Consider the following 13,272-nt stretch of genomic DNA (forward strand, 5'->3'; position numbering starts at 1 on the left):
CTTTAATGCTGGCGAATCAAAGTATTCTTGAAAGAATATTTATCCGCACGATAATAAGAAATATCGTATAAGATAGGTCGAGCGTCTAAAGCAAAAGCCGTGGAGTGTACGCGGAAAACTGGACTGTTCACTTTCACTTCCAGTAACTGAGCAAGTTCCTCTGTAGCCAGAATCGCTTCAATTTCTTGGTGCGAATAGCCAATTTCTATTTTTTCCTCAATAATGGAAAACAAGGATCCAGTCAATTCTTTCTCAGTTGCTCCCGTGATTAATTGTTCTGCAAAATAGAGTTTTTCTAAAGTCATGGGTTCATTATCAAGTAAACGCAATCGCTGTAATTCCACCAGTTCTGCTGTGGTGTTCAGTGCTTTTACAACTTCCTCTGGCACTTTCTCCAATTTTTTAAAATTTAGTAAACGTGTTTGCCCAACTTTTCCCATAGCCTCTGCTGCTTCGGTAAAGGACTTCAAACCCATACCTCCACTTTGAATCTTGGGTTGTTCAATCACATAGGCGCCTTTTCCTTTTTTCTTGATTACAATTTGTTTTGTCATCAAATCTTCCATGGCTTTACGTACGGTTAAGCGACTCACGCCAAACTCCAATGCCAAATCGTATTCGGATGGAAGTTTTTGAGCAGATACATAAGTGCCCTGCTCAATTCTTTTTTCTATTTCTTGAGAAACAACTAAAAACTTTGCTTTGCTTTCTTTTCGTTCAGTATTCATTACCTTTATTTTATCACGCTTATCTTCTTTTTAAAAGTTTCTTATTGACCAAGTCTTTCAATACTTTTCATATAAATTTCTATCATTTGTTTTAAATGTTCAATCTTTATATATTCATTTTCCTTATGGGCAATTCCTTTTTCCCCCGGAAAAGATGGCCCAAAAGCTACAATATTTGGCATTGACCGCGCATAAGTCGCTCCTGTAGTTGTGACGGGTTGACCATTTAATCCTGTCACTTCTTCATAAATATTTGATAAATCTTGTATTTCTTGCTTCATCTTGTCAACGTAGGTTCCGGGCAGACTGCGAATAATTTTGAAACTTGTGTCTGGGTAAAGATTTTCGCTTAAAGCATTAATGACTTGCTCCTCTGTCACAGTTACCGGATAACGAATACTAAGTGACAGATGAATAAGATTATTTTCTCTTTTGATTTTGTATGGCGTAAGTATTAAACGCCCACTTTCTTGGTCCGCAAAAGCAATACCTACTCCTTGACCAAAATGTTTTTCATGAAAACTATGGGTGAGCCATGAGAAATAGTGCCTCACCTCCTTATTTTCTAAATTATTTTGAAGTAAGGCTGCCAAGGCTGTAATTGCATTTTTCCCTAATTCTGGCGCATTGCTTGGCGTCCGCAATCCTTTGGCACTATAAGTTTGACGTCCACCAGAAAGTTGAATGTCATCAGGAACAAAGTCTTTAGCCATTGCACCATGAAAATCGCCCAATGAATCCAATACACCGTGAGCAAATCTTGTCGTCAACTCAAGAGCAACAACACCTCGCTCCCCGTAAACTACTGGAAATTTACAATCTGGTGTAAAACCAAAAAACGGTGCCTTTTCTTCTGACAAATAAAGAGGCACATCTGCTGATCCACTTTCTTCATCAGTTCCAAAAATAATGCGTATTGGTAGACGAGGTTTGAATTTTCTTTCCTTTAATAACTTCAAAGCAAATAGACAGGACAGAATTGGTCCCTTATTGTCTAACACACCTCGCCCATAGAAATAGCCTTCACGCTCCTCAAGCTTAAAGGGAGGCGATAACCAGCCTGGGCCCTCCGCAGCAACCACATCAAGATGTCCAACTACTCCAATATAATCCTCACCTTCCCCTAATTGAGCATAACCCATTGCATCTTTGACGATTTGTATTTCCAGACCATAAGATTGTGCTTTTTCCATGACATAAGCTAAAACTTGACGTGGCTCTGCTCCAAAAGGGGCACCAGCTTCGGCTTCGCCTTTGACACTGGGAATCGCAATTGCTCCTTCCAAAAGGGATACATAGTCCTCCCAATTTTGTTCAATTTCTGTCCTATACATTTTTTACCTCTTTAGAATGCTTTGCTGTTTAAAAAACGAACTGTTTATATGCTTCTCGTGACTTATTATTTTCCTTTGCCTGTAAAACTTTACAAATTGCCTTATAAGATTCATTAAGTCCGACACCACCTTTTTTTGGCATTTTTACAATATCAATTACTTCTTTGTAAGCAGAAATTAAAGCCTGGTTTTCTTCAGACATGGCACAAACTACTTTGAGAGATGTATTTTTTTGTATATCTTGAGCAAGCTCCAATGACATTTTGGAAAACTCAGGGTAGTTAAAGGAAGGTCCGCAAATCACGCCCTCAATATTAAGCCGTTGCAACATCCCTTTTATCTTTCTTTGAACAACATCTGGTGCTTCCCTGTAGGTTTGTTCTCCCATATAAATCGTAACCAGCAAATTTTGTTCATGCTCAGCAAGTAAGGGTTTCAAAGTCACTCCTGGTCCAATCACTTCTTTTGTAGCAGTAAGTGGAACTTTTACATCATCCTTTGTTCCCATTCCCGCTTGAATTTGATTTAAAATCATTACAAGTCTCATTCTATCCTCCTATAGATTATCAAAGCTCAACATTTCCTCTGTAATAGCTTCTAATTCTGCATCAGCAGCTTGTCGTTCTTCATTCATGTATTGTACATCCATAATTTTGATAAAAGGAATGTAGATAAATACACCAATGATAAGCAAAACGAGTTGCAAAAGTGCTCCGGCCCAGTTTGTTGCTAAGAAACCTGAAATAATAATGGGCGTAGTCCAGGGAATCAAAACACCGTTGGTGATTGGCACAAGATGAAGGTTCATCATAATATAAGAAACAATAATATTAAAGGTTGGTACTAAGACAAAAGGAATAAAAATGAGAGGATTAAGTACAATAGGAAGACCAAAAATAATCGGCTCATTTATCCCAAATATGCCTGGAACCAAAGCAAGCTTACCTAACTCCTTAATTCGTTTTGAACGACAAACAATTAGCATTGCAATTAATAAAGAAAGTGTTGATCCAGCACCTCCAAAGGTTGCAAATAAGTCTTGAAATTGAGCATTTACAATATGAGGTGCTCCGGTTCCATTTTTAAAATACTCTACATTTTCAAGAGAGAGCGTCAGCAGGATAGGATTAAAAACCGCACCCACGACTGAACTTCCGTTGACGCCGAAAAACCAGAAAACATGAAGAAAGATATAAGCAATAATCATTGCCCATACTGTATCTCCGAGATGGAGCAGCGGTATTTGTAAAAAGTTAAAAACTAAGTCAAAAGCATTTGTGCCAAAAATGTTCAATACCAAGTTCAGTGCAAAAAATATTAGCATGACAAAAGCACCTGGAATCAAAGCAGCGAAGGAATCTTCAACCATGGGTGGTACACCTTCAGGCATTTTGATTACCCATTTTCTGTTGACAGCAAATTGATAAAGATTAACAGAAACAAAGGCGCAAATAATCCCGATAAAAATCCCTTTTGCTCCGACCCAAGAAAGTGGGAGAGCTGTTAAGGTAGCTGATACCGGATTTGCCATCCCCTCAACTGTTACCTCTCCAGTCACAGAGTATGGCATCAGAAGAAACCAAGACATTAAAGTAACTGCCGCTCCAAAAATGGGGTTAGCCTTAATTTCTTTCGCAAAAGAATAACCTATCCCCACAACTGCAAACACGGCCATGATCGTAAAGGTCGCATCTGCAGGCTTAGTAATCATTTCAGCTAAGGTCGTCCCGGTCTTACTGTTAATAACCATCGTTTCCAAAAAATTAATCCATTGAGGAATAAGGAAATTTGCTAAAAGTAAAAAGAAAGATCCCGCAATCAATAGTGGTGTTGAAACGAGAAAACCATTTCTTATTGCAATAAGATACTTGTTACGTCCTATTTTTTCAGCCAGGGGCAACATAATTTTTTCAAGCTTTGAAAACATCAATTTCTCCTTCTACCTATTCGATAGGTGCTTTAATTCTTGCTTCATAAGCATCTAACCATTCTTGGCTAATGGGCTCGATTTTTGTCTTGTGATTTGCTTCTGGGTGGGCGATAAAGATTCTTGGTTCTTGTTTGTGAGTGGCCACACTAAAAGTAAATTCTACATTAGTTGCAACGCCCCAGTTTCCTTCTTTATCCAGTGCGACAAGTGAAAAAGCTCCTGCTTTACCGTATCTTTCTTTCAATTTATCTTCAAAAGAATACACCGCCTGATCACAAGCCTCTTGGGGCGTATGGCCTTCAGACATGAGACGAACGATTTCATAGGATAAAATTCCTTTCATCAAATCTTCACCAAGTCCTGTTGCTGTAGCCCCTCCAACCTGACTATCCACATAAAAGCCGGAACCTGAGAGTGGTGAATCACCAACCCGGCCAGATTTTTTCATGAAGAGACCAGAACTTGAAGTTCCTGCCACCATTTTTCTACTACTGTCTAAGGCAACCATACCCACCGTATCATGTCCATCATAAGCCGAAAGACCTGTACGTTTCATTTCTTCTAAACGTCTCTCCCATATTTTTTTGGCGCGCTCTGTTAACATTTTTTTCTGCTTAAAGCCTGCTTCAATAGCATATTGTCTTGCGCCTGGACCGACTCGCATACTATTAAATTTTTCCTCAGATAAGGCTTTTGCTACTGCTATTGGATTAGCAATATCAGTAATGCCTGCCACTGCACCAATTTTAAAACTATCTCCATCCATATATGCAGCATCCATTTCTAAAATTCCTGCTTCATTTGGTAGTCCACCATATCCGACAGACTTATAATAAGGATAATCTTCAACCTCTTTTATAGCTTGTTCTAGTGCTTCTCCAGCCTCTCCTCCTTTGCTCAAAAGCTCTTCAGCTTTACAAACCCCATCATGAGCCATTCGCCACGTTGCAATAATTCCCCACATAAATACTCCTTTTTTATTTTATATACAATCTAGTATATACTATTTGCATACATTATAAATTAAACGCTTACATTTGTCAAGGCACAAATAAAAATAGAGAAAGACTCATGCTTCTCTATTTTTATACTATTCTTGATTATAGATGTTTAATGCCTCTAGGAACACATGACCATACTTTTTCAACTTCACTTGACCTACACCGGAAACTTCTAAAAATGTCTCTTCGTCTAAAGGCATAATTCTTGTCATGTCTTTCAATGAAGCATCGGAAAATATCATGAAAGGAGGAACGCCTTCTGACTTGGCAATATCGAGACGTAACGTCCGTAATTCTTCAAATAACTCCAAATTAAATGTACCATTAGCTACAGACTGTTGCTTAGTAGTGCTTAAAGCTGTACGTCGCCAGACTTGCTCTCTACCTTGTAGAACAGCTATCCCACGATCAGAAACCCCAAGTAAGGGGAATTTGCCTGCGGAGACAGCTAAGTAACCTTCCCCCGCTAAAAAATCAATCAGTTCTCCAACTGCTTTTTGCGAATATCCCTCCATTATGCCAAAAGTTGAGAGTTTTTCAAAATTCCAACGTGCTAAGTTTTTATTTTTAGAGCCTACTAAAACTTGTGCGACTGCTGTTTTTCCGAAACGTTGTTCCATCCGAATAACACAAGACATAACTTTTTGTGCATCAAGCGTAACATCTGTACGCTCCCGGTCGTCTAAACAGTTTGAGCACTTATGACAGTCCTCTCCCGCATCACCAAAATACTGTAAAATATAACCCTGCAAGCAAGTTTCTGAGCTTGTATAAGCTTGCATCTGCCTTAGTTTTTCGTATTCTTGCTCCTTATGTTGCTCACTCCCTTCGCCTTGCTCGATCAAGAAGTTTCTGAGACGAACATCATTGGGCGAAAATAATAAGATAGCATCCGAATCAAGTCCATCTCTTCCTGCACGACCTGCTTCTTGATAGTAGGCTTCAATAGTAGCAGGCATCCCATAATGAATTACAAAACGAACATTGCTCTTATTTATCCCCATTCCAAAAGCATTGGTTGCCACCATAATAGGAACTTCATCATAAAGGAAATCTTCTTGGTTTTTTTGGCGCTCTCCCTCAGCTAAACCGGCATGATAACGTTTAGCAGGAAAATTATTTCGGTTTAACCATTCCGTAACTTCTTCTACTTCTTTACGTGTGTTGGCATAGATAATGCCTGATTCGTCAGTATGTTCTTTTAAGTAGGACTTTAAAAAGTCACGTTTATCTTTTCCTTTAACAACTTCAAAGCGTAAGTTTTCGCGTAAAAAACCTGTTTTAACAGTGTTGTCTTCAGAGATTTGTAATAAGTCTTGAATATCTGCAGATACCCGAGGTGTGGCTGTAGCTGTTAGTGCTAAGATTGTTGGTGAAGTAGGCAAATCAGCCAATCGTTTCGCAAAAGTAACATAAGAAGGTCTAAAATCATGTCCCCATTGAGAGATACAGTGTGCTTCATCAATTGCAACCAAATCAATAGGAAGGTGTTGCAAAAAATAGTTAAAAGATTCTAATTCAAACCGTTCAGGCGCAACAAACAAGATTTTAACCTCGCCATTTTCGATCTGTTGCATTCGGAAATAAGCTTCTTGCTCATCTACTGTCGAATTAATAAATGTTGCTGGTATATTTGCAATATTTAGCTGATCCACCTGATCCTTCATCAGGGAAATTAAAGGCGAGACCACAAGAGTAACGCCTTCTTGTAAAAGGGCAGGTAATTGATAGCAAATGGATTTCCCTGCACCTGTCGGCAATATCCCCAGAGTATCTTTTCCCTGTAGAACTTGCTCTATTATTTGTTTTTGACCTTGACGGAAACTTTCATAGCCAAATATTTCCTTGAGTTTTGCTTCTAAATTCATCTTTTCCTATTATACGTTTAATACTAAAAAAATTCACGAACAAAAGTGAGTTTTTTTCTTTTATTTTTAGAGTACCTCAATTTTTTGTTTTAGTTAAAAGTAAGGAATTCAAAATTACGGAAACGCTAGACAAGCTCATTGCTGCTGCAGCAATCATTGGATTGAGTAATCCAAAAGCTGCCAGCGGGATACCAATAATATTGTAAATGAAGGCCCAAAAATAATTTTGTTTGATTTTACTTAAGGTTTTTCGAGAGATCTTAAAGAGATCGAGTAATTTATGGATTTTACCACCCATAATGGTCACATCTCCTGCTTCCATCGCAATATCTGAGCCTGTTGCCATGGCAACACCCACAGTACTACTTGCTAATGCAATAGCATCGTTTATTCCGTCGCCTACCATAATGGAATCTGAAGTTTCTTGGACAATTTTAGCTTTGTCTTCAGGTGATAGATTACTTTTTACTTCATCCAAATTGACAATTTCTTGGATTTTTTTAGCAGAATCTTCATTGTCCCCTGTCAACATCACAGTTTTAATGCCGGCTTTTTTCAGTGCAGCTACGGTCTGCACACTTTCTTGCTTAATTGAAGATTTAAAGGTTGCTGTAGCTATATGGCTTACATCATCCGCAAGATAAATAACAGTATCTGTGCTTGATGTGACATCGTACCCGTGCTCTTCCATAAGTTTTGCATTTCCTGCATAATATTGACGGCCATTTATTTCTCCTGAAAGTCCACGACCAGCAATTTCTTTAAGGTTTTCTACGGGGTAGATTTCCTCAGTTTTTACGGCTTGAGCTAACGGATGGTGCGAATGACTTTCTAAACTTGCTAAAATTTTAAATGATTCATCGTTGCCCTCAAATTGAGACAACTCAAATTCACCTGTCGTAATCGTCCCTGTCTTATCAAAGAAAACTGTTGTCACGCTATTTGTCAGTTCTAAAGCATTGGCATTTTTCAACAGCAAGCCATTCTTAGCAGCAAGTCCTGTTCCTGAAATAATTGCGGTTGGTGTCGCTAAACCAAGCGCACATGGGCAAGCAATAACCAATGTTGCCACAGCATGCATAATGGCAGTCAATAATGTCCCAGTAATAGCCCATGTTGCTACAAAAGTCACAAGTGAAATGACCAAAACAATTGGAACAAAGACATTTGAGATTTTATCCGCGAATTTTTGAATATCAGGTTTTGAGGCTTGCGCTTCTTCCATCATTTCAACCATCCGAGAAATAGTCGAATCGTTAACATCTCGAACAACAACAGCTTTAATGGAACCGTCTAAATTCACAGCCCCTTCAAATAGTGTATCATCGTCTGCTTTGACAACAGGTAAAGATTCGCCAGTCAAGTGACTTTCGTCAAAAGATGCTTTACCTTTAAGGATCATTGCATCCAAAGGTACCTTCTCTCCCGGATAAATTTGAATAACATCCCCGATTTGGACTTCTTCAAGCGGGCGCTCACCTTCTTCTGTGTGAACCATTTTAACCCTACTACTCATCAAGCTCGTGATTGCCTGACTTGTTTTTTCTTTAGCATTGTGCTCAAGTACTTTTCCTAAAACAACCAAGGTAATAATAACCATAGCTGATTCAAAATTCAAAGCATTGTCTTGTCCTAAAAATACCGCTAAAATTAAACTCGAAAAATATGCAACGCTAGTTCCAAGTGCTACTAGAACATCCATATTTGCATTTCCATTTTTCAATGCATGATAAGCGCCGACGTAAAAGCGCCAACCGATAATAAACTGAACAGGTGTTGCGAGAATAAGTTGTAAAACAGGAGTGTGTAGAAACATCAAATAGTGTGTGCCAAATACTCCTTCAAACATAGCAAGTACTAAAGGCAGAGTCAAAATTACTGACACGATCAATGACAATCGTAAATTACGATTCCTTCTACGCGCTTGAGCTGCAATTTTTTCTTGATGTGCTTTATCGTTTACAATAGCACCATAGCCCACCTTTTCAACTATATTGATCACATCTTGATCACTAATGCTATCATCAAAAATGACTTTTGCTTTTTCGGTTGCCAAGTTAACTGTTGCTTCTTGGATTTTATTCGAGTTATTCAATGCTTTGGATACGGTATTCACACAGTTTGCACAGGTCATACCCGTGATGACAAAGTTTTGACTTCTCATTTTCTACTCCTTCATTAAATTTACAAATGTAAACATTGTGTTCCAGAGAAAACTGCCCCTAAGGACAGCCTTCTTATTTTACTAATTCGTAGCCAGCTTCTTTAACAGCCATTGCTAAATCTTCTACGGGTGTTGTCGCTGCATCGAATTTCACAAGTGCTTCATTCTTTTTTAAAGAGACTTTTGCGGATTTTACACCATTAAGCCCTTCGAGTGCTGAAGTCACATGCATTGCACAGTGATCACAAGTCATACCTTTGATTACGAATTTTTCTTTTTCCATTATCTCTCCTCCATATTAGCTGACGTGTTGGCAGCTGCAAGAATTAAAATTTTCTAAACAAGTACAAGTTGTTTCTTGAACTGTTTCTTTATTTTTTAACGCTTCTTGCAAACTTGCTACATCTTCTGAAGTCAAGTTTGACAAGGCGATCATATCGGCTAAGAGCTTCACTTGTTTTGTTTCACAAACTTTTTCAAGTAAAGACTGTCCCATCATTTGAATAGCTGTACATTCTGCCATTAAAGGGCGATAAACAAACTTACGACCTTCTTTTTCAGTACTTAGCATTCCCTTTTTCACGAGGCGCCCCAGCAAAGTTTTAACTGTTGCTAGAGACCAATCCAAATCGGGCGAAATTTGACAAGAAATCTCATCAACTCGTGCTTCGCCGAGCGACCATATAACACGCATAACAATCAATTCTGCATTTGATATATTAAATTCTGTTTCGTTCATTGGCGCTCCTTACTTTATTTTTACTACAACTACAGTTTACAACTGTAAACTATAAATGTCAAGTCACAACTCTGTATTATAAATAAAAAAACCCTTTAAGGCAAGTATAGACTTTCAAAAAGGGTCGTTTATTTTCAATATTATTATTTTCCGTCACCAAAGATGCGTTCCATAATTTCACGTCCTGTTGGCGTTGCAGCAAGCCCACCTTCACCAGTTTCACGGTGAGCAGAGGGCAGTGAGCGTCCTACATTGTACATACATGTGATCACTTCATCAACAGGTATAACTGTTTTAACACCAGCTAAAGCCATATCGGCGGAAATCATCGCCTGAGAAGCCCCCATAGCGTTACGATGGACACAAGGAATTTCTACTAAACCTGCGACAGGGTCACAAATCAGGCCCAGCATATTTTGGAGTGTCAAGGCTAAAGCTATTCCGGCTTGCTCGCCCGTACCTCCAGCCATGATAACCAAAGCGGCTGCGGACATGGCCGATGCCGACCCAACTTCTGCTTGACATCCTCCTTCAGCACCTGCAATCGTTGCATTGTTTGCGATTGCTAAACCAAAAGCACCAGCTGTAAAGATAAATTCTACCTGCTGCTCATGTGTAAGCCCTAACTTCTTCGTTGCTGCAGAGAGCACACCAGGTAGACATCCAGCTGACCCAGCTGTCGGTGTCGCACAGATGAGTCCCATCTGAGCATTGACTTCATTTACAGCTACGCCATCACGCGCTGCTCCTAAAATAACATCACCTGATATCGCTTTTCCTGATTTAATGTATTCATCCATCTTCTTGGCATCGCCACCTGTAAGTCCTGTTGTTGACTTATTCCCAAGTAGTCCTTCCTCAATTGATGACATCATTGTCGCCAAGTTATGTTCCATCATCTCAATGATTTGTTCACGGCTCGCACCGGTTTGTTCTATTTCTTCTGCAATCATCAATTCAGCAATTGATGGATATGCTTTTGCATCTTCAAGCAGTTCTTGTACATTTGAAAACATAATTACCCCTTATTTAAAGAAATTTACAGCAGAAAGTTTCGGAATGTGTTTCATTTCCTCAAAAGCTTCTTCGACATCGAAACTGTCTACTTCCATAATCATGATTGCTTTTTCACCTTTAGCTTCACGTGTCAAATTCATTTGTGCCACGTTAATATCATGCTTTTCAAAAATAGCTCCGAGACGCGCCAAAATACCTGGTGCATCTTGATGGACAATAACAAAAGTTGGCATCCCTGCTGAAATAGAAATATCGAAACCATTGAGTTCGGTCACTTGAATCAAGCCCCCGCCAATAGAAATCCCTGTGACGCTCATGTCACGGTCCCCTTTTTTCAAAATCAGACGCGCTGTGTTAGGATGGTCTGCCTTATCTTCTGGATGAGGCACATATGTCACTTCCATCCCTTCTTCGTGAGCAATGCGCGGTGCATCTCGTAAGCGAGGATCATCAGGATCCATACCTAAAACACCAGCAACCAAAGCAACATCTGTTCCATGTCCACGATAAGTTTTGGCAAAACTCTCATACAAATGAATCTCAACCTTCTCGGGCAATTCGCCAAAAATTGAACGAATAATCTTTCCTATACGGGCAGCACCGGCAGTGTGAGAACTACTGGGACCAACCATTACAGGACCAATAATGTCAAATACACTTTTGTAACGTAAATTTTCCATATTTCCTCCGCAACTTTGCTCAGCAAAGCTTTTCGTTCGAATTTTTTATATTCCAACGAAACAATTTATTCTTAAAATCATTATAACACTAATACGCTTTCATATCTATATAAAACTGGGGCTGTAGCAAAAAGATAAGTTTGCTAATTTTCCCATTTTACGTGGACTTTTCAGACTATTCTTTAATGATTAAAAATGCAAAAAGGACATTTTTTTCTCAATTCTCGCCGATAGTTTGTGATATAATAAACTTTAGAAAAATAGAAAGAGAGATTTCAATGAAATTCAATCACAAACCTCTGAATCTTTATGTAAATTTCAAAGAATCTGCTGAAAAGTTCCCCAAAAGTCGTTTTATTTTCGATAAAAAGTTAAACGCTTTCCCGGAATTAGAGCTTGAAACAAATTATCAAAGCGTTCACGAAGCAGTCTTGCAAAAAGCTTATAATTTGTCAGCCTTGGGAATAAAAAAAGAAGACAAGGTCATTATTTTTAAATCAAGTGCTTTTGACACTTATCTTCTTGCCGTTGCTGTGTCCTATCTGGGTGCTGTGCCTGCAATGATTTCCCATCACTTTTCTACACCAGTAATGGATACTCTTGCTGCACGCCTTGAAACTCCTTGGCTCATTTTTGATGAAGATACAGATGCTGTCGTTCAGGAATTAAAAAATGTAAACGAAGATCACAAACTCTTTGTTTCTGACTTTGCTTCAATCACTAATAGTCCTGAGGTAAGCAATCAACAATTAGCTACGGATGAGATTGCTTATCTCACACATACCTCAGGTACTACTGGAATTCCGAAACTGATTGCACACTCAGCTCAATCTATGGGCTGGCGTTGGGTCTTGCAACGTACAGTAATGGATTGGATGCCAGACAAATCTTCACTGTTGGCATTCCATATTTCACCTGTTCATTCCCGCTTTAACATTGGTATATCATCAGCCATGACCTTCGGCTTTGATCTTATGCCACTTTCTAATTTAGAAAAAAATACTGTGCTTAGCATGTTTGAAAAATATCGCCCTACAGCTTTCGAAACACACCCAAACCATTTTGTTCGCCTAGCAAATGTTGTAAAAGAAACACCCGAGGCCTTTGCTTCTATTCGCTATCTCCACTCTACTTTTGATGCAATTAACAAAGATACAATGCATACTTTCCTTGCGGCTTCTAAAGAGGAAAATCCTGTTTTCTTGCAAATCTACGGTCAGTCTGAATGCGGTCCAATGATTTGGAAAAAACACCGCCTTAGTACCTTACCAAATACAAATGCTCGTGAAATGGGCATCGGCATGCCTGGACTTTCCCAAGCGCGCGTAACAGATGCTGACGGAAATGTTGTTCCTGCTGGTACACCTGGTCATATTCATTTCCTCTCTAAAGGGCGTGCTCTTACTTACTATAAAGAGGATAGTCGTTTTGCTGAAGAAGTTTATGGTGACTGGTGGGATACAGGCGACTGGGGGATTATGGATGAAGACGGTGTGCTCTTCCTCTATGATCGTCAAGTTGATCTTATTGACAAAGTGGAGTCAAACTTAGCCATTGAAGATCTCCTCCTCGATCAACACGACTTTCTTGACGAAGTAATAATTATCCGCGATGCTTCTGGACATCCTCAACCTATTTTGGCGCTTGCCGAAGGTAAAGAAATGGACTGGAAAGCTTGGTGGTCTTCTATCATTGACATGCCATTCCTAAATGAGCCGCTTCTCATGGACTATGATGCGATACCTCGTACAGCCACAATGAAAGTTCAAAGATTAGCTCTTGAGCGTGAACTTGCAGCAGCTAAAAAATAA

The 13,272-nt window shown here is 39.2% G+C and carries 12 protein-coding genes; 1 reads left to right on the forward strand and 11 read right to left on the reverse strand.

The annotated features are described in order from the left end of the window. Nucleotides 1-2: 2 nt before the first annotated feature. The 11 genes from J0J36_RS06405 to sdaAB all read right to left on the reverse strand — a co-directional run bounded on the left by J0J36_RS06405 (nt 3) and on the right by sdaAB (nt 11,461). Nucleotides 3-728 (reverse strand): GntR family transcriptional regulator, LSA1692 subfamily, encoded by a 726-nt coding sequence (locus tag J0J36_RS06405; protein WP_153925151.1) that lies wholly within the window; start codon nt 726-728, stop codon nt 3-5. A 41-nt stretch (nt 729-769) separates the two neighbouring features. Next, nucleotides 770-2,062 (reverse strand): Sapep family Mn(2+)-dependent dipeptidase, encoded by a 1,293-nt coding sequence (locus J0J36_RS06410; protein WP_153925154.1) that lies wholly within the window; start codon nt 2,060-2,062, stop codon nt 770-772. A gap of 28 nt (nt 2,063-2,090) precedes the next feature. After that, nucleotides 2,091-2,609, reverse strand: a complete 519-nt coding sequence (locus tag J0J36_RS06415; RefSeq protein ID WP_004256263.1) for a GrdB-related putative oxidoreductase — start codon at nt 2,607-2,609, stop codon at nt 2,091-2,093. A gap of 9 nt (nt 2,610-2,618) precedes the next feature. Beyond that, nucleotides 2,619-3,989: a PTS sugar transporter subunit IIC gene (locus J0J36_RS06420; protein ID WP_206886699.1), complete on the reverse strand. Its 1,371-nt coding sequence runs from the start codon at nt 3,987-3,989 to the stop codon at nt 2,619-2,621. Between the two features lie 16 nt (nt 3,990-4,005). After that, entirely contained in the window at nt 4,006-4,956 is a 951-nt protein-coding gene (locus tag J0J36_RS06425; protein WP_019292696.1) for a N(4)-(beta-N-acetylglucosaminyl)-L-asparaginase, read from the reverse strand. A gap of 126 nt (nt 4,957-5,082) precedes the next feature. After that, entirely contained in the window at nt 5,083-6,861 is a 1,779-nt protein-coding gene (gene recQ, locus J0J36_RS06430) for a DNA helicase RecQ (RefSeq protein ID WP_206886700.1), read from the reverse strand. A 76-nt stretch (nt 6,862-6,937) separates the two neighbouring features. Continuing rightward, nucleotides 6,938-9,025 carry a cation-translocating P-type ATPase gene (locus tag J0J36_RS06435; protein WP_153925160.1) on the reverse strand — a complete coding sequence of 696 codons (2,088 nt, stop codon included), beginning with the start codon at nt 9,023-9,025 and terminating at the stop codon, nt 6,938-6,940. 73 nt (nt 9,026-9,098) lie between these two features. Further along, the gene (locus J0J36_RS06440) at nt 9,099-9,308 is read right to left on the reverse strand and encodes a heavy-metal-associated domain-containing protein (protein ID WP_153925163.1); all 210 of its coding nucleotides are present in this window, start codon (nt 9,306-9,308) and stop codon (nt 9,099-9,101) included. Nucleotides 9,309-9,323: 15 nt separating this feature from the next. Beyond that, complete coding sequence (locus J0J36_RS06445; RefSeq protein WP_004256249.1) at nt 9,324-9,764, reverse strand: CopY/TcrY family copper transport repressor; 441 nt, start codon at nt 9,762-9,764, stop codon at nt 9,324-9,326. 143 nt (nt 9,765-9,907) lie between these two features. Then, nucleotides 9,908-10,780, reverse strand: a complete 873-nt coding sequence (gene sdaAA, locus J0J36_RS06450; RefSeq protein ID WP_004256247.1) for an L-serine ammonia-lyase, iron-sulfur-dependent, subunit alpha — start codon at nt 10,778-10,780, stop codon at nt 9,908-9,910. Nucleotides 10,781-10,789: 9 nt separating this feature from the next. Further along, nucleotides 10,790-11,461 carry an L-serine ammonia-lyase, iron-sulfur-dependent subunit beta gene (gene sdaAB / locus J0J36_RS06455; RefSeq protein WP_004256246.1) on the reverse strand — a complete coding sequence of 224 codons (672 nt, stop codon included), beginning with the start codon at nt 11,459-11,461 and terminating at the stop codon, nt 10,790-10,792. Nucleotides 11,462-11,739: 278 nt separating this feature from the next. On the opposite strand from sdaAB, the gene J0J36_RS06460 reads away from it, so the two are divergent. Then, nucleotides 11,740-13,272, forward strand: a complete 1,533-nt coding sequence (locus J0J36_RS06460; RefSeq protein ID WP_004256244.1) for a class I adenylate-forming enzyme family protein — start codon at nt 11,740-11,742, stop codon at nt 13,270-13,272.

The organism is Lactococcus sp. LG1074, assembly GCF_017309525.1.
In the GTDB taxonomy this organism is placed as follows: domain Bacteria; phylum Bacillota; class Bacilli; order Lactobacillales; family Streptococcaceae; genus Lactococcus; species Lactococcus petauri.

Excerpts from the sequence above, each read along its gene's own strand:
- recQ (WP_206886700.1), bottom strand. The coding sequence starts at position 6,861 with ATGAATTTAGAAGCAAAACTCAAGGAAATATTTGGCTATGAAAGTTTC.
- sdaAA (WP_004256247.1), bottom strand. The coding sequence starts at position 10,780 with ATGTTTTCAAATGTACAAGAACTGCTTGAAGATGCAAAAGCATATCCA.
- sdaAB (WP_004256246.1), bottom strand. The coding sequence starts at position 11,461 with ATGGAAAATTTACGTTACAAAAGTGTATTTGACATTATTGGTCCTGTA.
- J0J36_RS06405 (WP_153925151.1), bottom strand. The coding sequence starts at position 728 with ATGAATACTGAACGAAAAGAAAGCAAAGCAAAGTTTTTAGTTGTTTCT.
- J0J36_RS06425 (WP_019292696.1), bottom strand. The coding sequence starts at position 4,956 with ATGTGGGGAATTATTGCAACGTGGCGAATGGCTCATGATGGGGTTTGT.
- J0J36_RS06420 (WP_206886699.1), bottom strand. The coding sequence starts at position 3,989 with ATGTTTTCAAAGCTTGAAAAAATTATGTTGCCCCTGGCTGAAAAAATA.
- J0J36_RS06410 (WP_153925154.1), bottom strand. The coding sequence starts at position 2,062 with ATGTATAGGACAGAAATTGAACAAAATTGGGAGGACTATGTATCCCTT.
- J0J36_RS06460 (WP_004256244.1), top strand. The coding sequence starts at position 11,740 with ATGAAATTCAATCACAAACCTCTGAATCTTTATGTAAATTTCAAAGAA.
- J0J36_RS06445 (WP_004256249.1), bottom strand. The coding sequence starts at position 9,764 with ATGAACGAAACAGAATTTAATATATCAAATGCAGAATTGATTGTTATG.
- J0J36_RS06440 (WP_153925163.1), bottom strand. The coding sequence starts at position 9,308 with ATGGAAAAAGAAAAATTCGTAATCAAAGGTATGACTTGTGATCACTGT.
- J0J36_RS06435 (WP_153925160.1), bottom strand. The coding sequence starts at position 9,025 with ATGAGAAGTCAAAACTTTGTCATCACGGGTATGACCTGTGCAAACTGT.
- J0J36_RS06415 (WP_004256263.1), bottom strand. The coding sequence starts at position 2,609 with ATGAGACTTGTAATGATTTTAAATCAAATTCAAGCGGGAATGGGAACA.